The organism is Desulfatitalea tepidiphila (genome assembly GCF_001293685.1).
Taxonomy (GTDB): domain Bacteria; phylum Desulfobacterota; class Desulfobacteria; order Desulfobacterales; family Desulfosarcinaceae; genus Desulfatitalea; species Desulfatitalea tepidiphila.
In genome coordinates this window covers 380,526-403,018 of record NZ_BCAG01000001.1, presented here as the reverse complement: position 1 = coordinate 403,018, position 22,493 = coordinate 380,526, and the positions used below count along the sequence as shown (strand labels likewise).

Annotated in this window: 17 protein-coding genes; 9 read left to right on the top strand and 8 right to left on the bottom strand. The window is 57.9% G+C overall.

Annotated features, from left to right (window positions below; translation table 11 throughout):
- Positions 1 to 184: 184 nt before the first annotated feature.
- Positions 185 to 583, top strand: a complete 399-nt coding sequence (locus DFT_RS01805; protein WP_054029524.1) for an HIT family protein — start codon at positions 185 to 187, stop codon at positions 581 to 583.
- Between the two features lie 374 nt (positions 584 to 957).
- Positions 958 to 1,371, top strand: a complete 414-nt coding sequence (locus tag DFT_RS01800; protein WP_054029523.1) for a fibronectin type III domain-containing protein — start codon at positions 958 to 960, stop codon at positions 1,369 to 1,371.
- Between the two features lie 102 nt (positions 1,372 to 1,473).
- Here DFT_RS01800 and DFT_RS01795 read toward each other — a convergent pair whose 3' ends face one another.
- The 3 genes from DFT_RS01795 to DFT_RS01785 all read right to left on the bottom strand — a co-directional run bounded on the left by DFT_RS01795 (position 1,474) and on the right by DFT_RS01785 (position 6,905).
- The gene (locus DFT_RS01795) at positions 1,474 to 2,649 is read right to left on the bottom strand and encodes an iron-containing alcohol dehydrogenase (RefSeq protein WP_054029522.1); all 1,176 of its coding nucleotides are present in this window, start codon (positions 2,647 to 2,649) and stop codon (positions 1,474 to 1,476) included.
- Between the two features lie 231 nt (positions 2,650 to 2,880).
- Positions 2,881 to 4,884, bottom strand: a complete 2,004-nt coding sequence (locus DFT_RS01790; protein ID WP_076750320.1) for a methyl-accepting chemotaxis protein — start codon at positions 4,882 to 4,884, stop codon at positions 2,881 to 2,883.
- 86 nt (positions 4,885 to 4,970) lie between these two features.
- Complete coding sequence (locus tag DFT_RS01785) at positions 4,971 to 6,905, bottom strand: HAMP domain-containing methyl-accepting chemotaxis protein (RefSeq protein ID WP_054029520.1); 1,935 nt, start codon at positions 6,903 to 6,905, stop codon at positions 4,971 to 4,973.
- Positions 6,906 to 7,301: 396 nt separating this feature from the next.
- On the opposite strand from DFT_RS01785, the gene DFT_RS01780 reads away from it, so the two are divergent.
- The 7 genes from DFT_RS01780 (at position 7,302) to DFT_RS01750 (ending at position 15,397) form a co-directional block, all read left to right on the top strand.
- Positions 7,302 to 8,228, top strand: a complete 927-nt coding sequence (locus DFT_RS01780; protein ID WP_054029519.1) for a universal stress protein — start codon at positions 7,302 to 7,304, stop codon at positions 8,226 to 8,228.
- A gap of 597 nt (positions 8,229 to 8,825) precedes the next feature.
- The gene (locus DFT_RS01775; protein ID WP_054029518.1) at positions 8,826 to 10,142 is read left to right on the top strand and encodes an ABC transporter substrate-binding protein; all 1,317 of its coding nucleotides are present in this window, start codon (positions 8,826 to 8,828) and stop codon (positions 10,140 to 10,142) included.
- Between the two features lie 86 nt (positions 10,143 to 10,228).
- Positions 10,229 to 11,098 carry a branched-chain amino acid ABC transporter permease gene (locus DFT_RS01770; RefSeq protein WP_054029517.1) on the top strand — a complete coding sequence of 290 codons (870 nt, stop codon included), beginning with the start codon at positions 10,229 to 10,231 and terminating at the stop codon, positions 11,096 to 11,098.
- A gap of 2 nt (positions 11,099 to 11,100) precedes the next feature.
- Positions 11,101 to 12,141, top strand: coding sequence for a branched-chain amino acid ABC transporter permease (locus DFT_RS01765; RefSeq protein WP_054029516.1), 1,041 nt, complete (start codon positions 11,101 to 11,103; stop codon positions 12,139 to 12,141).
- A gap of 31 nt (positions 12,142 to 12,172) precedes the next feature.
- Complete coding sequence (locus tag DFT_RS01760) at positions 12,173 to 13,882, top strand: long-chain-fatty-acid--CoA ligase (RefSeq protein WP_054029515.1); 1,710 nt, start codon at positions 12,173 to 12,175, stop codon at positions 13,880 to 13,882.
- Between the two features lies 1 nt (position 13,883).
- On the top strand, positions 13,884 to 14,651 hold the full coding sequence (locus tag DFT_RS01755) for an ABC transporter ATP-binding protein (RefSeq protein ID WP_054029514.1): 768 nt from the start codon (positions 13,884 to 13,886) through the stop codon (positions 14,649 to 14,651).
- Between the two features lie 2 nt (positions 14,652 to 14,653).
- Entirely contained in the window at positions 14,654 to 15,397 is a 744-nt protein-coding gene (locus tag DFT_RS01750) for an ABC transporter ATP-binding protein (RefSeq protein ID WP_054029513.1), read from the top strand.
- Between the two features lie 119 nt (positions 15,398 to 15,516).
- Here the strand turns inward: DFT_RS01750 and DFT_RS01745 are convergent, their stop codons facing one another.
- From DFT_RS01745 to DFT_RS01725, 5 genes are read right to left on the bottom strand one after another with little or no spacing between them, the layout of a single operon-like run.
- The gene (locus DFT_RS01745; protein ID WP_054029512.1) at positions 15,517 to 16,428 is read right to left on the bottom strand and encodes an Lcl C-terminal domain-containing protein; all 912 of its coding nucleotides are present in this window, start codon (positions 16,426 to 16,428) and stop codon (positions 15,517 to 15,519) included.
- A 58-nt stretch (positions 16,429 to 16,486) separates the two neighbouring features.
- Entirely contained in the window at positions 16,487 to 18,832 is a 2,346-nt protein-coding gene (locus DFT_RS01740) for an SLC13 family permease (RefSeq protein ID WP_054029511.1), read from the bottom strand.
- Positions 18,833 to 18,857: 25 nt separating this feature from the next.
- On the bottom strand, positions 18,858 to 20,156 hold the full coding sequence (locus DFT_RS01735; RefSeq protein WP_054029510.1) for a metal ABC transporter permease: 1,299 nt from the start codon (positions 20,154 to 20,156) through the stop codon (positions 18,858 to 18,860).
- A gap of 4 nt (positions 20,157 to 20,160) precedes the next feature.
- Complete coding sequence (locus tag DFT_RS01730; RefSeq protein WP_152971824.1) at positions 20,161 to 21,642, bottom strand: metal ABC transporter permease; 1,482 nt, start codon at positions 21,640 to 21,642, stop codon at positions 20,161 to 20,163.
- Positions 21,642 to 22,478, bottom strand: coding sequence for a metal ABC transporter ATP-binding protein (locus DFT_RS01725; protein ID WP_054029509.1), 837 nt, complete (start codon positions 22,476 to 22,478; stop codon positions 21,642 to 21,644). Before DFT_RS01725 ends, DFT_RS01730 begins: the two co-directional genes overlap by 1 nt.
- Positions 22,479 to 22,493: the final 15 nt, after the last annotated feature.

The following is a 22,493-nucleotide window of genomic DNA, read 5'->3' as shown; positions in this document are numbered from 1 at the left end:
CCGCCAAACAAGCGCAGCAAGTTACCGTGCAAGCGACCAGGTTGTCAACAATGGAGGCGACCGCATGCTGGATCAATGGCTTCGGGATTGGAAATATGATAAAAACGTAGACATTCAAAGCCGCTTGTCGCAAATGGAAGTGTTTGTGGGAACCACGACCCATCGCTTGAACAGGGGGTAGACATTGCGTTCCGAAGTCGACTGCCGCTTCTGCCCGGAACGGATTAAAGACCGGATTGTGGCGGAATACCAATCGGTCTGGGCCATCGAGGATCGATTCCCAGTCTCCCCGGGCCACCACCTGGTCATCCCCAAACGGCATGCATCCGACTGGTTCGCCATGACCGAAACGGAATGCCGGGACGCAGACCACCTGGTGCATCTTCTAAAGGAAAAACTCAGTGCCGCCGACCCCACCATAACGGGTTTCAATATCGGCATGAACTGCGGCAGATCCGCCGGGCAGACGATCTTTCACGCTCACATCCACCTCATCCCCCGTCGGGAGGGCGACACCCCGGATCCGACCGGCGGCGTCCGAGGGGCGATACCGGCCAAGATGTGCTATCGGATAAAAATATAGCTTGACAGTTCTCGACCCACACGGGTTACGAAACATGCCAACCGGCGTGAAAAAATCGTTCTGAGCCGAATCGGCTCCGTTCTCTGCATTGTTAACATCTGAAAATATCCCCAGAGACCTTCAATACCGCATCCCAGGCGATTTAGAAAATCGACATGCGCCAACCAACATCGTTTCGAGGCAACCCATTGATGACGCCAAGAAGCCGACTTCACCCAACCGCAAAATAATTAAACCACTTTAGTTTCAAAAAGTTATAGCCCAGATAAAGCATGCTCGATCCCGCAATGATAAACATGGCATTGGTTTTGCTTCGGCCTTGGCGGGCGCGGCTCACCGAGAACGCCAAATCCAATAGAATCTGAAGGGACTTTATGCTTTTTCTCAAACGTCTTGGACTCCTAACACTTCTTCTTTTTTTATATCCCGCCATTGGCATCGCTAGAGAAGTTACTCTGGCGTGGGATACCAACACAGATGATAACCTTGCCGGCTACCGATTGTATGCCCGGGAACGCGGCGAAGCCTATGACTACAGATATCCTGAATGGCAAGGCACCGCCAACCAATGCACAGTCACCGGTTTTGACGAATATGAATCCTACTACTTCGTCGTAAGGGCCTATGACAACGACGGAAACGAAAGCGGCAATTCCAACGAGGTGTACCTCGCTTCGGTATTGGGGGACGACTCGAACAGCAACAGCCTGGACAACGATGGGGGGTCATCGGGCGGCGGTGGAGGTGGGGGCGGCGGCTGCTTCATCTCATCCCTATCCGGACAATAAAACCATCCCTGCAGGCCAAAGGGAGAGAAAAGCCGAAAGTCTTAAGGTCCGCCTGGCGGGGTGGTGATGCCACCAGCCCCGCACCCATCCGCAAGATACTGCCTACATTCTCTTCAGCACCGCCAAAGCATCCTCGGCTGTGAATTTCTTGCGATTGTAAAACGCCGCCCCATCCTTGGGAGATACATCCGCCACGGCCGACAGTTTTTCCTCGGACACGCCGGCGTCTTTCAATGTAATCGGCAGGCCGGAAAGTTCATGCAGGGTCTTGCGCAGCTCCCGGATCTTTTCGATCACCCGCACGCCGCGCTGCGACTCGGGTGTCTGGACATACTCGGTGGCGCCGGCCATGGGCAGCAGAAGCTCACCGAGATCTCGGCCAATGGCATCCAGATTAAATTCGAGCACGTCGGGCAGGCAAATCGCCATGGCATCGCCATGCGGCAAATGGCACACGGCACCCAGGGAGTGCCCGATGGCATGCACCATGGTGACCATGGAATTGGAAAAGGCGATGCCGGCCAGAGTTGCGGCATTGGCCATGCCAAGGCGGGCTTGCAGATTCTTCCCATTGCGGACCGCTTCGACCAGGTTGTTGAATATCAAACGGATGGCCGACGCGGCCACCGCATCGCTGATCGGATTCTTTTGAATACCCAGGCAAGCTTCCACGGCGTGTGTCAGGGCATCCATGCCGGTGGATGCGGTCAGCCGCGGTGGCAGGGTGGCGGTCATACGGGGATCGATCACCGCGGTATTGGGCGGCATCGACGGCGAAATCAAGGAGAGCTTGATGCCTTTGTCCGGGTCGGAGATGACGGCCGCCGATGTCACTTCGGAACCTGTGCCGGCTGTGGTGGGAATGACGACCAGGGGACGGGTCGGTTTGACCATCCGAAGGACCGCCTTGAAATTCATTAAATCGATGTCATCGTCGGCCAGTTTGATCTTGACGCCCTTGGCCGTGTCGATGGCCGATCCGCCGCCCACTGCCAGGATAGCGTCACAATCGTGCTGCTTGTATAGCTCAACGATCTCCAACACCGCCGATACCGGTGAATCCGGGGGTACCCGATCGTAAACCGCACCGATGACCAGGTCGGATTCGGCTACGGCACCCTGTATCAGGTCGAGCAGGCCGGCCTTGGCCACCCCCTGATCCGTGACGATAAGGATCCGCTTGCCGCCGAGTTGTTTGAACTCTCCGGGGAGTTTATCCAGCGAGTTCTCTCCGGAGACGATTTTGACCGGGCAATGGAATCTGTAACTGTTCGACATGGTGACTCCCTATATCCGCGTTACGAGGCCAAGTTGAGGCCAAGATGAAACCAACTAAAATGAAACCAACCAAATAGATAAATGAGACAATATGTCGACCTGTTCCTACCCTGTCAACAAAAACTTCACCGATAAACCCTCGGGGATTGGCACCGGCTGGCCATTCTATTGAATCAGGCGATTTGATCCCACGGCCGACATCGGACCAATCGACCATTTGTGGATGGCACTCTAAATCTTGAATTGGTGGACCATTTGTTCGAGTTGCTCGGCCAGTTTGGAAAGGTCCTGGGCACTGATATTGACCTGGGCGCTGCCGTCGGTCATCTCATTCATGGCGCTGCTGATACCGGCGATGTCGCCGGCAATCTGCGATGAAACCAGCGAGCTCTGGTTGACGTTCTCATTCACCTCCTGGATGCCTTGGGAGGCTTGGGCCACATTGTTGGCGATATTTTTGGTGGCCGAGGATTGCTCTTCCACTGACGTCGCAATGGTCACCACCAGGTCGTTGACCCGGGCAATCACGCGGGCGATGTCGCCGATTTGATCGACCGTGACCTGGGTGGTGCCTTGAATGCCCGCAATCTTGGCTTTGATCTCTAGGGTGGCCTCTGCCGTCTGTTTGGCCAGCTCCTTGATTTCGTTTGCAACAACAGCAAAACCCTTGCCTGCCTCGCCCGCGCGGGCCGCCTCGATGGTGGCGTTGAGGGCGAGCAGATTCACCTGCTCCGAGATGTCGGTGATCGTTTCAACGACGTTGCCAATATCCCGGGCTGCCGCGCCCAACTGATCCATGTTGGCCGATGCGTCGGACGCCTTCAGCGCGGCCTCATCGGATATGTGCCTCGCTTTTTCAGCATTCGTCGCCAGTCCGCCGATGGTGTTGGACATCTCTTCCGATGCGGAGGCCACCATATTGGTATTGGTGGCGGACTGCTCCATGGCTGCGGCGACATTATTCATATTGGCGCTCATCTCCTCGGAAGCCGCGGACACAGTATTGCTCTTCTCGGAGACGTTCTGGATTCCCTGGGTGATCTGTTCGGATATGGCGGACAATTCGGTGGATGAAGAGGAGAGCGTTTGAACACCCGACGCGATGTCCCGAATGATACCTTGCAGCTTTTGGATAAAGACGTTGAACCACCGGGCCAGGTCGCCGACTTCGTCCCTGCTGGCGACCTCCAGCCGCATGGTGAGATCACCTTCTCCCTGGGCGATGTCCTTCAGCCCGGCAACGGCGGCATTGATCGGTCGGACGATGCTACGAGCCGCCAGCATCACCAGCACCGCCATGATCAGGCCTGCCAGAATGGCAACCAGGACATTGGTATTGCGAATGGATACCGAGGCGGCAAGAAACTCTTCTTCGTTCTGGGTGGCGCTGATCGACCAGCCGTTAAATCCCACGGGCGCAAATGCGGCGGTTTTTCGAATGCCCTGGAAAATGTAATTCTCAACACCGGTTTCACCGGCCATCATGCGTTGGTTGATCGAAGACATCTCTTTTACGGTGGTCACATCGAGACGCAACACATGCTCCGGGTTCGGATGGGCAAGGATGAGACCTTTGCTGTCGATCATGTATCCATAACCCGATTGTCCAATTTTGCGGGCAGCAACCAGATCCGAAAAAAAGCGGATTTTGATCTCCGTACCGACGGCGCCGATAACATCGCCCTCCTTATTGAGAACCGGAGCACAGGCCACGATGATCGGCTGGTCGTTGCTTTTGGAGGGGGCGACATCACTCATGATCGCACGGCCCGTTTTCAAGGCCTCCTGAAAATAGTCCTGGTCGGAGACGGAGACGCCTTCGTAACTCTCGCCGTTCTCCAAGATACCGGTCAGCACCAGACCGGATTTATCCGCCACGAACACCGCCTGATAGTAGTCGGACATGTTGGCGAACTGGCTTCTCAAATCCGCGTAAATTTCATAGGTGTAGTCATGAATGTTGCCATAGCCCAGCTTATCGATAGTAAGCAGCAGATTGACGATCATCTTCTGGCCGGAAATCACCTGAGCCAGTGCGATCTCCGATTTGATCCCCATGGCGGTCTGCTTGGCCAAATCGGCAGCGACACCTTCGGCCTGTTGCCTCGACAGATCCTGCATGGCCACGCGCGCCTTGGAAAAGGAAAGAAATCCGACGACCATCAAAGGCAACACAACGGCGCAAACGCCTCCGATAATGAGCTTTGAAGAGATCGATTTCAAATTGATTCTCATTTATCCCCCCAAGTCGAAACATTCGCAGGCGCACGAATCCCGCCCCGTCGCGTGGCCAAGCCCTACCAACATCTCAGTTTTCCTGCCTAAAATTTAAATCGCCCCACCACGGCATTGAGTTGACCGGATAGGGTGGACAGCTCCTCGGCGCTCAACTTTACGGTGGCGCTGCTCGCGGACATCTCACTGGCATCGCCGTTGACCTTGCCGATATCTTCGGCGATGTCGGCGGAGACAGCCGAACTTTGAGCCACGCTGGCGCTGACTTCCTGGATGCCGAGCGAGGTCTGGCCGATATTGCCGGCGATATCCCGGGTGGTAACGGCCTGCTCCTCCACGGCCGAAGCGATGATGGTCACGGTTTCGTTGACATGGTTGATGACCTCTGAAATCTCACCGATCTCAGACACCGTGAGACCGGTGGAATGCTGGATGTCATCGATTTTGGCCTTGATGTCCTGGGTGGCCCTGGCGGTCTGGGCAGCCAGTTCCTTGATTTCATTGGCCACAACCGCGAAACCCTTGCCGGCTTCGCCGGCCCGGGCCGCTTCTATGGTGGCGTTGAGGGCGAGCAGATTGGTCTGTTCGGAGATTTCGGTTATCACCTCGGTGACCTTGCTGATGGCCGCCGCCGCGGTGCCCAGTTGATGCACCCGCTCCGAGGTCTTGCTGGTCTTGTCCACGGCCGTTTCGGTCACGCCCCTGGCCTTCTCTGAATTGGCGGCAATTTCACCGACCGATGCATTCATCTGTTCGACGGCCGCAGCCACCAGATTGGCACTGGTGGAGGCCTGCTCACTCGAAGCGGCCACCGAAGCCATGGTGGTGCTCATCTCTTCAGCGGCACCCGCCACCGATGACGCGCGACCGGACATATTCTCGGCCGCTTCGGACATTTTGGCCGACACCTGGAACAACTGACTGGCGGACTGGCTTAACTGGCCGGCGTTGCCGGCGATTTCCCGGATCATCTGGTTCAATTTTTCCATGAAGACATTGAACCAGTTGGCCAATTCACCGACCTCGTTTTTAAAAGCGATGTTGAGCCGCTTGGTCAGGTCCCCTTCGCCTTCGGCGACGTCCTGCAATCCCGCCGTCACCTGTTTGATGGGACCGGTAATCGACCGTGTGGTCAGCCAGGCAAACACAACCCCCAACAGCACGGCGGCAAACATCGCAACCCCGATGACGGTCAACGAAAGCGACTGGACCTGTTCCAAACCCTGGGTGGCCTTTTCCAGCAGGCCGTTGGTAATCTGCCCGATGCGCTCGCCCGCGCCACTCATCTTTTGCTGCATCTCCTGCTGACCAATGACCTGATCATAGTGATGCTTCAACGATTCACAGATCAGATCGTAACGGGCGCTGATCTTGGCATGGACCTCGCGGAGCTCGTCGCTGTTCTCGATAAGGTCGAACCATTTGGCCATGGCATCGCTCAACTGCTTTTCGTAGGCCTCGATTTGCTGCCAACGGCTGGCGCTGGGCCGCTCGAAATAGCCGATGGTCCCGGATTGCAAAAAGCTTTGGGCCACCAACATATCCTCGGTTCGAAACATTCCCTGCTTGATCAGATCGCCGAATGTGTTCAGCCAATCCATGGCCTTTTGTTCCTCGGCAATTTTGACGGCTTCATATTCAGCGTAGCGGACGAAACTTCCATGGAATTGACGATAGCCATCCAGCAGGGCCGTCAAACTCTGGCGCCCCTCTTCGGAAAGGCCCGGTCGCTTACTGGCGACCTCCAATAGTTCGGTGATCTCGCTCAATTGACGGGTGGCGGCTTCACCGGCCTGAGCCTGTTGGGCCCGCCCCTGCTCATGGCTGTTCAAAAAATAGAGGGCCACCTGCTCCTTGGCATCGCTGAAGGCAGTTTGGGCAAGGTTCACTTGCTGATAGGTATCCATGACTTTTGACACATTGTGCAGGGAGACCAGCCCGGATAGTCCGACCACTCCTGTAAAAATCAGCACCAGCGCGAACCCGAACGCCAGTTGAGTCTTCAATTTCCAAGCTTTCATCGAAATTTTCCACCCTTTCTCCGCATTTTCAAATTATCATGGGCAGGTACGACTGCCGATCCATCTTGTGTATCGGCCGCTTTCTTCAGGACTAAAGCGCAGAATATCGACAAGGTGTATGTCCGAAACTTTACACGTTGTAAAAAATTCAGCCACAGTCGGTCCCCTGACCTGGCCTGGGCCCCATAGCCGCCCGGCCCGCCGTTCGAGAAACTTAATGGCGATCACGGCCTAATTATTTGCTTTCTTTATATTTTCAATCAAATCAAATTGATGGCCGCGATGCAAGATGACCGGTTACGCTTTAGGCGTGTCTGGCACGCTTTCTGCTGATTAAATTGCGATTACGGGCTGCAAAGCGATGAAACAATCGCCTCAAGAGAAAGGAAGGATGCCATGAAAAAGAAACTGCTGATCGCAACGGATGGTTCCATCCACTCAAAACAGGCCTTGACCTATACCGCGGCGTTCATGTCCGGTGGGGCCGAATGGCAATGCACCGTGTTCAACGTGCAGCCGATCATGTCCCAATACCTGGTCGAAGAGGCCAAGACCGATGCCGCGGTGCGCACCTCGCTTAAAAAGATGAGCGAGCAATACCAGGCCGAATCCATGGCAACCCTAAATAAGGGCCTTGATATCCTCCTGAATCAGGGTATCGACAAAACCGACATCGAATTGGTCAGCCAGGAAAGGGTGCTGGGATTGGCAAAGGATATTCTCGAGTATGGCCGCCAGAACGACTATGACGCCATCGTTACCGGTCGAAGGGGGCTGACGCGGGCGCAGAAACTCTTCATGGGCAGCGTGACCGCCAAGCTGGTGGAATTCAGCGACGGCCAGACGGTCTGGGTCGTTGACGGCGACATCACCCCCAGACATTTTCTGATTGCCGTGGATGTGATGGCTCCGTGGGGCCGCCTGCTCGATCGGCTCTCCAGGCTTCTGGCCGGAATGTCCCGACTTCACCTGACCTTCTACCATGTGGTGCAGGAGAGCTGGGTGGAGCAATTGGGGACGATGAGCCCTGAAACCTATGACATGGCTGCCAAATTGGCACGACATGAACAGGAGATGAGTGAACGGTTTCGTCAGGAGGCCACCCAGCGGATGATCGCGGCCGGGATCGACGGACGCCATATACAAATGCTGACGCCCAAGAAAACGGCCAAAATCGGCAAAATGATCATCAACGAGGCGGAAATCGGCGGTTACGATACAGTGGTCACCTGCCGCAGTGGCAGCGGACGGGCCTATTATTCTGGCAGCACCTCCAGATATGTGGCCGATCGACTTACCGATCATGCCCTCTGGATCGTGTGATTTATTCACATTGATATAACAAGGCGACGACAACGTCATGCACCGGCGAGGCGCCAACCGGTTAGCCATGTCCCCCGATCTGTTTCAATCGAAGGGGGAAAGGGTTTTTTATTGCGTTTACGCCGTGTGATTCGGGACGCGTGACCTATCGGCGGGTGGTGGACACATATCCATCCAGAATAGCCGAGAGGTCCAGATTGACAGAACAGTTTGGGGTTCTGTTTACCATCCATTCAAGACCTGCTTTTACATTCCACGAAGACCGCCTGTCCAAAGCTTAAATACAAGCTGACCCGATCTGGGTATTGACAAAACAAAAGGGAATAACGTAGAAGAAAGTTATTGAACTCAATTCATATTCTTATTGAAATACATGGGCTGACACAACCTCTGCGCCATGCCGGGGGTATGCGGCTGCGCTGAAAAGGAAGATGACATTGGGCGACACGCTGAAACCGATCGAACATTTTTCATTTTTACACCATCGAACTTTTCCCACCCTCCAGACGGCAATCCCAATCGACGAACCCTCTCGACAGGATCCATCTGCCGAGATTAAGGCGGCACATGCAAACAAACAGGGAAAGGAGTAACTCAATGAAAAAGGTTAGACTTCTCTTGGTCGCAGGGCTGGTAGGGATGTTGGCCTTGACGATCGGCGTTCCGGCATGGGGCGCCGACACCATCAAGATCGGCGTCATCGGCCCGATGCAGTTTGTGCAGGGTAAAGGGCATTGGAATGGCGCCACCATGGCCGCCGAAGAGATCAATGCCAGGGGCGGAGTCAAGGTCGGCAAAAAAATGATGAAAATCGAGCTGGTCAAGGCCGACTCCAACGAGTTTCTCAACGTGACCGATGCCACCAATGCCATGGAACTGCTCATGACACGCGACAAGGTGGATTTCGTGGTCGGCGGTTTCCGCACCGAAGCGGTCTTGGCCATGCAGGATATCGCCATGGAGTATCAAAAAATCTTCATCGGCTGCGGTGCGGCCCATCCGGAATTGTGCACACGAGTGGCCCAGGATTACGACACCTACAAATACTTCTTCCGCGGCACGCCATTTAATTCCGCATTTCTGGTGCGCACCAGCTTTTTGCATTTGAAATTCGTCGGCGACATACTCAAGAAAGAGCTTGGCCTGGAGAAAATCAAGGTAGCTGTGGTGGCCGAAAAAGCCATGTGGGCCGATCCCATGGTCGCCGCCACCGAAGGTTTTCTGCCAAAAATCGGCATGGAATCGGTGGGCGTGTGGCGTCCCTCTCCAGTGGCCACCGATGTGACCGCCGAGCTTTCCGCCATTCAGCGCGCCGGCGCCCAGATGATCTTCACCATTTTCTCTTCATCGGTGGGCATCCCCTTCGCTCGCCAGGGCGGTGAGCTGAAAATCCCGGCCGTGCAGGTGGGGATCAACGTGGAAGGCCAGAAAGATGGTTTCTGGGAAGCCACCCAAGGCATGGGAGAATACATCCTTACGATGAATACCTACTGCCGCGGGGTGGAGTACAACGAACTCACCGCCCCCTTTGTCGAAACCTTCTATAGCAAGTTCGGCGAAACCCCGACCTACACGGCCGATACCTATGCAGCCATCAAACATACACTTGTTTCAGCGATCGAAGAAATCGGCAGCCTGGATGCGGACAAACTGGTCAAAGTGATCGAAGCGTCCGAGCACAAAACCCCCGGTGGGCTTGTCAAATACATGAAAGACGAGCAGGGTCGACACCTGCACGACCTGACCTGGGGGCCGGGCTACCTGACCAGTCTTGCCGTTCAATGGCAAAAGGGCAAACCGGTTGGCGTGTGGCCCAACAAGTGGGTCGCCGCTCCGGGTGCACCGGAAATCACCTACAAAGGCATCCAGGAATACAAGATTCCGCCCTGGGTCATCCAAGCCTATAAAAAATAGCCACGAAACAAATTCAAGAACGAACGCAAGCGCCCCCGGCGGTCCTTCCGCCGGGGGCGCTTGCCCAGGTGATGCGGTGAGGTGTTATGCTAATCGATATCTTGATCACCAGCCTGATCAACGGAAGCACATACGCGCTGCTGGCGATCGGTTTCTCCCTGATTTTCGGCGTCGCCCGAATCGTCAATATCGCTCACACGGCCTTTTACATGGTGGCGGCCTACTGTATCTATTTCACGACCTACCGCCTGGGATTCAATCCGCTCTCGGCGATGATCACCGGGATCGTCTTCGTATCGATCCTCGGGTTGATCGTTTACAAAATCTTCATCGCCCCCATCCGTGAACACGAACAGGCCGTGCTGATCGGCACCATCGCCCTGGCCATCGCCCTGCAGGAGATCATGATGCTGATCTTCACCGGCGATTACCTGAGCGTACCGGCTCTGATCAAGGGATATGCCACGATCCTGGGCGTAAAGGTTTTCTACCAACAGCTGATCACCTTCGCCTCTGTGCTGGTGGTGCTGGGATTGATGCGGCTCTTTCTCATGCATACCAAACTCGGCCTGGCCATCCGCGCCACGGCTCAGGATCGGGAGGTGGCCAATCTCATGGGCATGAACGAAAGCCGCGTGGCCATGATGGCGGTCGTCATCTCGGTGGGACTGGCCGGCGCCACGGGCGCCATCATCGTGCCGCTTACCACGGTGGAGCCGTTCATGTGGAGCCACCCGCTGATCATGATGATGGCCGTGGTGGTGCTGGGCGGCATGGGCAGTATCAAGGGCAGCTTTTACGCTGCCTTCATACTGGGATTCGCCGAAGCCATGGTGGTCTTTTTGATCCCCGCCGGCGCATTTCTCAAAGGCGCGGTGGCCCTGTCCATCATGATTCTGGTGCTCATAGTCCGCCCGACAGGCCTTTTCGGTGTACAATTCGAAGAAGAGAGATAGTTATGAATCTGCTGCGCTATCACTTGCGGAAACTTTTTTTGATACTGAAAAACGAAGTGTTCGTCCTTCCCAGCCGGATCGTCGTACTGCTCTTTTTTTTGACGGTGCTTCTGCTGCCGCTGCTCTACGATGACCCGTATATGATGCGGATCCTGATTCTGGCCAGCATCTTTGCCATTTTCGCAGCCAGCTGGGATCTGCTCTCCGGCTTTACCGGCCAAATCAATTTTGGGCATGCCCTGTTCTTTGGGGTAGGAGCTTATGGTGCCGCCATATTGAACCTGAAGGCCGGCTTTCCCCCATGGGCCAGCATCCCGGTCGGTGCCCTGATCGCGGTCATGGCCGGATTGCTGGTGGGCCTCCCCTGCCTGCGGCTGCGCGGCACCTACCTGGCGCTCACCACACTGGCCTTTCCCATCATCCTGATGGGTTTTGTCTTCTCGGTGCCGGAGTTGACCGGTGGAGAACTGGGGCTTTCCGGTTTGAGTCGTCTGGCACGCTCCAGGATTGCCAATTACTACATCGTCATCATCACCATGTTGGTGCTGGTCGCCACCATGTGGAAGATCACCGACTCCCACATGGGGATCATCTTTCACGCCATTCGTGAGGACGAACTGGCCGTCAAGGCGGCCGGCATCAATACCACCAAATACAAACTGATCGCCTTCAGCCTCAGCGGATTTTTCGCCGGTCTATCCGGCGGCCTCTACGCCCACTTCATGCGCATCGCCGGCCCCTCCACCCTGGAGATCTCCATGTCCTTTCAGGTGGTCATCTGGAGCGTGTTCGGCGGCATGGTCACCATCTGGGGGCCGGTCGGCGCCGTTTTCATTCTGTTCCCCCTCTTGGAGTTCTTCCGCATATGGCCTGAGCTGCGGCAACTGATGTTCGCCATAGTGGTCATGGTCGTACTGCTCTACATGCCGGGTGGTTTGCTCCCTTGGCTGCGCAGTAAAATCGAAAACGAATGCCCGCGTTGTAAAATCCGCAACATTGCCACTCGCAAGGTGTGTCGTGTCTGTGCGGCGAACATGCATTAGGCTTCATCCCAATTAGGAGGAAAATCGCACGATGGATCAAAAAACGCTCTACACCAGCAGACCATGGCTCCAATGTTATCCGGACAACGTGCCCCCGAGCGTGGAAATTCCGAATCTGGCGGTCCCTGAGTTGTTGGATCAAACTGCCGATAAGTACAAAAAAAAGACCGCCCTGATCTTTTACGGCAAAAAAATCAGCTACAAAGAGCTGATCGAACTCATCGATCGCTGCGCCACCGGCCTGGCCGAGTTGGGCGTCAAAAAGGGCGATACGGTGGCCATTTACCTGCTCAATTCGCCCCAATTCATTATCAGTTATTTCGGGGCCCTGAAGGCCGGCGCCAAGGTGACCCCGATCAGCCCGGTCTACACCAGCAAGGAAGTCCGTCACCAGCTCGAAGACAGCGAAGCCAAGACCGTGATCTGCGAGGACATGCTGTATACAAACATCGAACGTTCGGGTGTCGTCCTGGACAACGTGATTCTTTCCAACCTGGGCGATTTTCTACCCCTGCTGAAGAAAGCATTTGCAAAGAAAGCCATCAGCAAGGCCTATGCCGACCTGAAACCACCTACGGCCGAAGAGATCAAGCAAATGGGGCTTTTGGTTTTTAGAGAGTTTCTCAACGCCCATCCGCCCCACCCGCCCGCGATCCAATTCGACCCCGAAAAGGATATCGCCGCCCTGCCCTACACGGGCGGTACCACCGGCCTGCCCAAGGCCGCGATGCTAACCCATCGCAATCTGGTGGCCATCTACGCCATGGGCAAGGCGTGGTGGCCGTTCGTGGAAGAGGGCAAGGAGACCATCATCGCCTTTTTGCCGCTGTTTCACATTTACGGCCAGGCCGTACTGATGCTCTCGGGCCTGACCCAGGGCCAGACCCTGGTGCTCTTCACCACCCCGGACATGGAAGAGATCCTCAATGCCGTGGACCGTTACCAGGCCTCGGCCTTTTATGGTGTGCCCACCCTGTACGAGTACCTCAAGGAGCACGAAAAAACCGACCGAGTCGACTGGAAGCGGCTCAAAATCATCGCCTGCGGCGCAGACACGCTGCACGACACCACCTGCGAGGGATGGGAACGGCGCACCGGCAGCCAAATCCTGGAAGGCTTCGGCATGACCGAATGCACGGCCATCAGCCACAGCAACCCCAAGGATCGCCCCAAGAAAGGATCGTTCGGCGTGCCCATCACCGGCATGGATGCCGCTGTCATCGACATGGATAGCCTGGACTTCAAGCCGATCAACGAGGAGGGCGAGCTGATACTCAGCGGGCCCAATGTCATGGCCGGTTACTGGAAGCGCCCGGACGCCAACGCCGAGACCTTCATCGAGATCGACGGCAAACGCTGGATGCGCACCGGCGACCTGGTACGCATGGACGAGGAGGGCTACTTCTTTTTCTTCGACCGCAAGCGCGATTTGATCAAACACAAGGGCTATTCGGTCTTTGCCCGCCACGTGGAAGAAGTGCTCTACATGCATCCGCAGGTCAAGGCGGCCGGTGTGGTCGGCGTACCCGACCCCAAGGTCGGTCAGATCATCAAGGCTTATGTAGTATTACAGAGCGAAGCGCGGGGTAAACTCTCTGAAGAGGATATCATCGAATTCTGCAAGCAGAACCTGGCCCACTACAAAGTTCCGGGTATCATCGAATTCAGGGGCGAGCTGCCCAAGACCGATGTGGGCAAAGTGTCCCGCCGGGAACTGCGCGACGAGGCGGAGGATAAATGATATGGCCGTTCCCCTGTTAGAAGTAGCGAATCTGAATAAGAGTTTCGGCGGATTGAAGGCCACCGGCAACGTCAGTTTCAATATCGCCCGCGATGAGATCGTGGGATTGATCGGACCCAACGGGGCCGGCAAAACGACCCTGCTGCGCCAGATCACCGGCATCATCAAGCCCGACAGCGGCAAGATTCGCTTCAAAGGGCAGGATATCACCCGGCGCAAGGTATGGGACATCGTCAACATGGGCATCGCCGGCACCTTTCAGAACATGCGGCCCTTCCGGCGCCTGCCGATCATCGCAAACGTGATGGTCTCTTGCCTTTCGCCCCGCTCCATGAAAACCGGCGAATGGGTCAAGCGCATCGAGGCCAAGGCCATGGATGCCCTCGAATTCGCCGGCATCTCCGACATGGCCCTCGAAAAGGCCTCCACCTTGTCCCAGGGCGACCTCAAGCGCCTGGAAGTGGCGCGCGCCATCGCCACCGAACCGGAACTGTTGTTGCTTGACGAGCCGTTCGGCGGTTTGAGCCCGGCCGAGACCGATCTGATGGCCAAGTCGATCAAACGGCTGCACAAGGGGGGCCGTTTCGGACGCCTGCACAGCGAAGGGCCGGCCATGATCATCATCGAGCACAAGCTGCAGGCACTGATGAAAATCGTCGACCGCGTCATCGTCCTCAATTACGGCGAGTTGGTGGCCGAATGCTCACCCGATGCAGTGGTGAAGCATCCCGCGGTCATCGAATGCTATCTTGGCAAAGGAGATATATAACGGTGCTGGAAATAACCAATCTGACGGTCTGTTACGACAAGGCGATGATCATCAACGACATCAGTCTGCGTGTCGAAGAGGGAGAGTTGGTGAGCCTCGTAGGCCCCAACGGCGCCGGCAAATCCACGACCCTGCGGGCCGCCACCGGCCTGGTGGCCTGGGAAAAGAGCATCCACCGCGGAGGCGACGGCGACATCACCCTTCAAGGCACGGTGGAGTTCATGGGCAAGCGCATCGAAAAAACGCCGGCCCACGAGATCGCCAAGATGGGCCTGATCCACTGCCCCGAGCGACGGCGGCCGTTCAAGGAGATGTCCGTTCTGGAAAACCTAAAGGCCGGCGCCTACTTGCTGACCGACAAAAACGAAATCGATGAAAACCTGCGCCATGTCTACCAGCTCTTTCCCCGGCTCAAGGAGCGATCCCACCAGATCTCCGGCACCCTGTCCGGCGGCGAGCAACAGATGCTCGCCGTGGGCCGGGCCATGATGTCCAGCCCCAAGCTGCTGTGCATCGACGAACCCTCCACCGGCCTGGCGCCCATCATGCGCACCGAGGTGTTCCGCAAGATCCAGGAGATCAAAGATCTGGGCATCACCGTGCTGCTGGTCGAGCAGGAGGTGAGCACGGTCTTTACCATGACCGACCGCAACTACGTCCTGTCTTCGGGCAAGATCATCGCGGAAGGCAAGGGCGATGAGCTGCTGAAAGACGAAGTGTTGCGAAAAACGTACCTGGGAATGTGAGGTATTGAATCGATGCGCGGAGATTACGGGGGGGAACCGGATAAGCAGCATATCCTATGAACAACAATAGACAGAATACCATCACTTTAAACTTAACACTTTGAACTTCAAACTTATTTTCATCTATTTCTGACCAGCCAGACATCGAATACGGAACCGGACTTGAAGCCGACGCCCACGGCGCCGTCCTGCAGATAAAGCACCCAGGCATAAGAGGATTCGTAACGGCTGGTGGTGGAGGTCCAGTAGTCGGAACGCACATTTTCGAACGGATGGTCAAGGGGCAGCGCCGGGCTGTGGGTGCCCAGATCGCATAAGCTCTCCATTTCGCGGACCGTCGGTAAGCGCCAGCTATCATGGCCCAGATACCTTTTCCGATTGGCAGCGGCCGCCATCTCACAAGCCGATTCCCAATCCACCGGCGCTGGGGCGCTACTGGCCGACCGATCCCATATCAATCCGGTCAATCGATCCAGAACCCCATCTTCACGCACGTCAAAACGCGGCTCGGGCCACGGACGTCCCGCCCGCAGGGCGCCATCCTGCCCACCGCCGGCGCACGTCAGCGGCATGTGTTCCTCGTCGTAACAGGCGCGCTGGCCGGTGCGATAGGGCCACCCATCGGAAGGCGCGTCGGCTCGAACCGGCCACACCATATAAAAACCGTGTTTCATCCCTTTGAAGACGCGCGCACCGCCCAGGTGCACGTACCAGGCTTGCTCAGGCAACCGGCTGCAGGTGGTAGTGGTCCAGTAGTAACCGGAAAAGACATTGACAAAGGGATGCCCGGCCGGCAGCGACGGATTGATCCGGGAATGGCTGACCAGGCTGAAGAGCTCGCGCCGGTTGGGCAGATGCCAATCCTCAAAACCGGCCCACCGCCGCCGATTGAGGTCGTCGACAAAGGCCAATGCTTCGTGCCAGGTCATGGGAAACTCTCCTAATGCCGCATCGATGGGCCATGCGAGCCCGCTTTGACTGTCGACGGCCACGCGATCTTGAATCAGAAAACGTCTCTTTTCCCCGTTCATCGGCCATCCATTGTTGACGACACCGTCATGGTTTGAATCGCTTTCAGTACATTCTCCATCAAGCCGGCCAGAGGATCGGCAGGAGCCACACCGAGACCCCGAACGTGACCACGGTCAACGGAACTCCCACCTTCACATAGTCGATGAAACGATATCCGCCGGGCCCCATGACCAGCAGGTGGGCGGGATGCGACAGCGGGCTGGCAAAACTCGATGAAGCGGAGATCGCCACCGTCATCATCAAGAGCTGAGGCGAAATCCCCAGGGTCGATGCGGCGCTGAGGGCCACCGGTGCCATCAAGACCACCAATGCCGCCGTGGGGATCACCTGGGTGCCGATCACGGTGACCAGGAAGAGCGCCGCCACCACCCAGCGGGGCCCGTATTGCCCGACCACGCCGATCAGCACCTGGGCGCCCATCTGGGCCGCACCCGAATTCTCGATGGCCACTCCCAGGGGCAACATGCAGGCGATGAGAAAAATGACCTTCCATTCGATGGCGCGGTAGGCCTCTTCCATGCTCAGGCATCCGACCAGGACCATGAGCGCTGACCCGGCGACGGCGGCGATGGCGATGGGAACCAGGCCGAGGATCGCACCCAGGATCACCGCCAGCATGATGACCGTGGCAATGCCGGCCTTCTCCAGTCGGGGGGCCTGCACGGCCGCCGGGTCGAGCACGAGAAAATCGCGATCGCGCGCCACGGCCTCCAGCTTTTGCCGCTGCCCGTAGACCAGAAGGGCGTCCCCGAACTTGAGCGGCATATCCTGCAGGCCGGTACGGTATGCTTGTCCGTTTCTCCAGATGGCCAGCACACTGACACCGTAATGATCCCGGAAGAGAAGGTCGGCCAGGGTCCGGCCCGCCAGCGTGGTCCGGGGTGACAGCAGCACTTCGGTCACGCCGATTTGCTGGGACTCCAATTCGGCCAGCAAATCGGCGGACTGTTCGCTGATTTCCAGGGCCTGAAGTCCTTCGAGAATCTCCAGGTCCTGCGTCGTCCCCTGCATCACCAGGAGATCACCGGCCTGCACCTTCTCATGGGGCGACGGCAAACAGATCAACGTCTCACCGCGAACGATCCCCGCCACGGTAAGGCCGAAGGCATTTCCCAGGCGGCTCTCGACCAGATCCCGATCGGCCAGTACCGATCCGCTCGGGACCCGGACGGTCAACAACCTGGCACGGCCGCTGGTCAATCGATCCACCTCATCCTGGGGCACGAATCGCGCTTCAGCCACGAACCCTTGGCCGGTCAGCGCTTCCAGGGCCTCCATTTCCCCCTGAAGCAGCAAACGATCGCCCGCGGCGAAACGATGGCGCCTTGGATCCAGAACAACGTTGCCGGCCGCATCGCGAAGCATCAACACGTGGACCCGATATTTGGGCCGCAGGCCACTCTCGGCCAGCGTCGCCCCCACGAGGGGTGAGTCGTCGGCCACCCGTCCCTCGGCGGCCGCCAGCCTCTCGAGGATCAACTCCCTTGCCGACTCGGAAGATTCGACCTGGAGATGCTGACTGCCATGAAAGCGTCGCAGATGATCGGGTTGGCCGTGCACGATCAGTCTGTCGTCCACCTGCAGAATTTCCGTGGGCCGAGGTGCAAGGATCAAGTCCCCTTGACGTTGAAGCGCCACCACGGTCAGGAAGAGGGCCGAGCCAAGGCGGCTCTCGGCCAACGAGTGGCCGACCAGGGTCGATCCCGATCGAATATGGGTGGTGAAGATGTGGGTACCGAGCTGGTAGGGATCCTGCCTGGACAATCGGCCGCCGTCAGCAGCTTCCTTGGCCCGCGCAGGCAGCAGGCGACGCCCGATCACCACCATAAAAACGATACCGGCCGCCACGATGGCCGCCGTGATGGGGGTGAAGTCGAAGATGGCAAACGTCTCGAGCCCGGCGGTGCGCAGGGCATCGGTGGCCAGGATGTTGGGCGGGGTCGAGATGCCGGTAAACGGACCGCCCAGCAGACATCCGAGCGCCAGCGGCATCAGTAAACGTGAGGGCGGACGGCCGCTGCGCCGGGCCAGTTCCATGGTCGCGGGCAACAGGATCGCGGCCACCGTCACGGTGTTGATCAGGGCCGACAAAAGGCTCGCGGCCGCCATCAGCACCACCACGAGCAGCACCTCGCTGCCTTTTGAGAAACGCTGCAGCGGCTGCCCCAGACGATGGGCGACACCGGTGCGGTTCAATCCCGCGGAGAGAATGAACATCGCCCAGACGGTCACCACCGCCGGGCTGCTGAATCCGGCCAACGCCTGCTCGGCTGTGACAAATCCGCCCAAGGCAAGGGCCGCCAGCACGAGCAGGCCGACCAGGTCCACCGACAGCCAACCCCCGATGAAAATGACAAGCGCAACGGCCACGATCGCAAGCAGCACTATCACTTGAAGCGTCACAGCAATTCACCTCGTGCCCTATCGATCATGGAATCGCTTTCCGGTGCGGGTCCAGGGTGGGATAGTTGGCAGCACGCTTCAACCGCTCCTGCATGGCCTCGTCGGTCACGTGCTCCAGTTGATGGGCGCTGTAATGCGCCTCGGCGTCGCAAAACCCCATCTGGCCGCACAGATAACTCTCCCAGAGGCGATGGGAACGGATTAGGTTGGCGGCCGATGATAGGCCGCTTTCCGTCAACACCACACCTTCCAGGGTGCGCCGCACCATTCGGGTCCGCAGCAGGTCGGCAAGGGCCAGGTTCACCCAGCCGCCGGTCAACAAGGCCTTGCGCAGATCATCCGTTTTGACGGCAGGTGACCGTTGGCCGGACAATTCCTGCACCCGGTAGAGCATGCCCAGGATGTCGTCCCGGTTGACACGCAATGTCAGGAGACCCTGGGCGACCATCCGGCCGATGATGCCGTGGCGGGGGGCGAAAAGAAAAACCGCCAGAAACAAGACACCGACAGCCACGGCCATCATCCCGGCGGTGCTCGTATCGCGGAAACCGATCCAAGTCGGTATGGTAATCGCGCCAAGATGACCCAGGACGGCCGACAGGGCGGCGACGACGAGACTGATCGCCAGCATGGCCACCAGCCGATCGGTCAGCAGGTGGGCGGTGGCGGCCGGCACGATCAGCATGGCGATCACCAGGATACTGCCCACGCTTTCGAACGCGGCGATGGTGGTGGCGGCCACGAGCGCCATCAGCACGTAATGCATCACTCCCGCGTTAAATCCCATGGTGGTGGCCAGCGCGGGGTCAAAGGACGTGATGCGCAATTCCTTGAAGAAGAAAACCACGAAAAGCACATTGACCAACAGCATGATCCCGTTGGTCACTGCCGCGCGGGGGATCTCCCACCCGAATAGCGCGTAGACGTCCAGCGGGGTAAGCTCGATGGCGCCATAAAGCACACAGCCCGGATCGAGGTCCACATGATCGGCGGCCTGGCGGATCAGAATCAATCCCAAAGCGAAAAGCGTGGTGAAAATCACCCCCATGGAGGCCCCCTGGTCCAATCCGCTGAGCTTGCCGATGGCTTGAATCAATACCGCTGTCAGGACCCCCACACCCACCGCGCCGACGAGCATAGGCAAACTGTCCCGGCTGCCGCTGACCAGAAATGCGATGGCCAGGCCGGGCAGCACGGCATGGCTGATGGCATCGCCCATCATGCTCATGCGCCGCAGCACGAGATAGTTTCCCAGCAGTGCGCAGGACATGGCGCTGAGGATGCCGGTGACGATAATCCAGCTGTCGATAAAGGTCCATTCCATATGCCTATACCCCACTGCGGATCAGCTCGTGCGGACTCTCCGGCACGGCTTTGGGCGTCCAATCGGGCAAACCGGCTTCCAACTCGGCGATGATCCGCTCGTCGATAACGTGTTCGATGGCATCGGCCCCCCAATCCACCTGGCCCGGCGCCGTATCGGCGTATGCGATCAGATAGGCTTCCCATAGCCGATGCTTGCGGACCACCGCGCGCGCCTGCAAAACGCCTTCCGGCGTGAAAAAATACCGTCCTTCCGGGGACAAACGAAGCCACCCCTTTCGGATCAGCTGACGCAACCCTTTTTGCAGGCCGTGGACCGACCAGGACCGTCTGGGCAGCAATTCTTCCAGGCGGGGACCGTCGATGCGGGTTTTGTCCGCAATAGCGCCGCTCTGTTGGGCCGCGATCTCCTGCCATTCATACAGCTCGCGCAGCAAATTTTCGTGCATCACCTTTTTGCCGAGGCGCCAGCGGTCAAGGGCCATTTGCAACAACCCGCCGTTGGTGCCAAACACCAGGCTGAAGAAAAACAGGGACGAGGCCGTCATGACAATCACCGCGCCTGCCGGCAAATTGGCCATCAAGGCGCTGACCGCTGCGCCGATCATGCTGCTCAACGCGCCGAAGCCGGCCGACAAAACGAGCATGACCGAGAGCCGACGACTCCAGAAACGGGCCGTCGACGGCGGTATGATCAACAGGGCCACCACCAGGATGAGCCCCACGGCCTGCAGCCCCACCACGGTCACCACCACCACGAGGGACATCATGAAGAAGTCCAGGCGCGCCACGGGCCATCCCTGGGTAAGGGCAAAATCTGCATCGAAGCAGACGAGGGAAAACTCCTTGAAGAACAGCAGGCAGAGCAGCGCCGCGACAAAAGCCGTCACCGCAATGAGCAGTGCGTCAAATAACAGCATGGAAGCGGTTTTGCCGTAGATGAAGGAGGTGAGTCCGGCCGAATTGCCTGTCTCCATGCGAGTGGCGATGCCCATGATGGCGATGCCCAGGCCGAAATAGACGCTCAGCACGACCCCTAATGCCGCATCGTCCTTCAGCCGCGAGTAGCGCTCGATCACCAGCACCGAGCCGGTCCCCAGCACCGCAAATACGGCGGCACCGGCGATGAGTCCAATGAGGGATTTGCCGTCGCCGAAAAAGACGGTCATCAGGATAAATGCCAGCGCGATCCCGGGCAGGGTGGCATGGCTGAGGGTGTCGCTGAGCAACGCCCTCTTGCGCAGAATCAAAAATGTCCCGCTCAATCCGGCGGCCAGCCCCAGCAGGGTGGTGCCGACGATGACCACGCGGGTATTGTAATCTCTCAAGGTCAACACACGCAGCAGTTCTTGCCAACCGGGCCACTGCAGGCCGGTGTCGCCCAAGCCGCCGGCATGGGCCAGGTCGGGCCAGAACCAAACCCAAGCGGCCGCCGCAATCCAACCAAGGCCATGGGAGACCATTCTCTTAATGGATGAACCCGGCATTATCGGTGCCCCCCTTTGGCACCCCCCGTTCCAATCCCCGGCTGCTGGGCGTACTTATGCAGCGCCTGGCTGAGCAGCGTCAGCTTGCCGCCGTAAGTCTTCTTCAAATTCTCTTCGGTGAAGACCTCCTCGACGGGCCCGGCAGCCACCACCCGCATGTTGAGCAGCACCACGTGATCGAAGTAAGTGGTCACGGTCTGCAAATCATGATGGACCACCACGCAAGTCTTACCGGCCGTCTTGAGCTCCTTGAGCAGGGCAACGATCGCCTTTTCGGTGGCCACGTCCACGCCGGCGAACGGCTCATCCATGAAGTAAACCTGCGCATCCTGGGCCAGGGCGCGCGCCAGGAAGACACGCTGTTGCTGGCCACCGGAAAGCTGACTGATCTGTCGATCGGCATAGGCCTCCATACCCACCTTGCGCAGCTCCTCGACCGCCTGTTCGCGATGGCGCCGCGACACCGGTTTCAGCCAGCCAATTTTCCCATACAATCCCATGGCCACAACATCTGTCGCGCTGACCGGAAAATCCCAATCCACACTCTCGCGCTGGGGCACATAACCCACCAGACGCCGCTGGGCTTCATATGAACGGCCGTAGATGCGAATATCGCCGGTTGCTTTGGGCACCAGCCCCAGGATGGCCTTGATCAGGGTGCTCTTGCCGGCGCCGTTGGGGCCTATGACGGCCACGAGCTTGCCCTCGGGCAGCACCAGGTTCACATCCCACAACACCGGTTTTCGATGGTAGGCCACCGTCAGGTCGTTGATCCAGATCGGGGCTGTCTCCTGCCCCGCGTCGGCTATGTTTTCGAATTCGGATAAGTTGGACATGAAAGCCTCCAGACG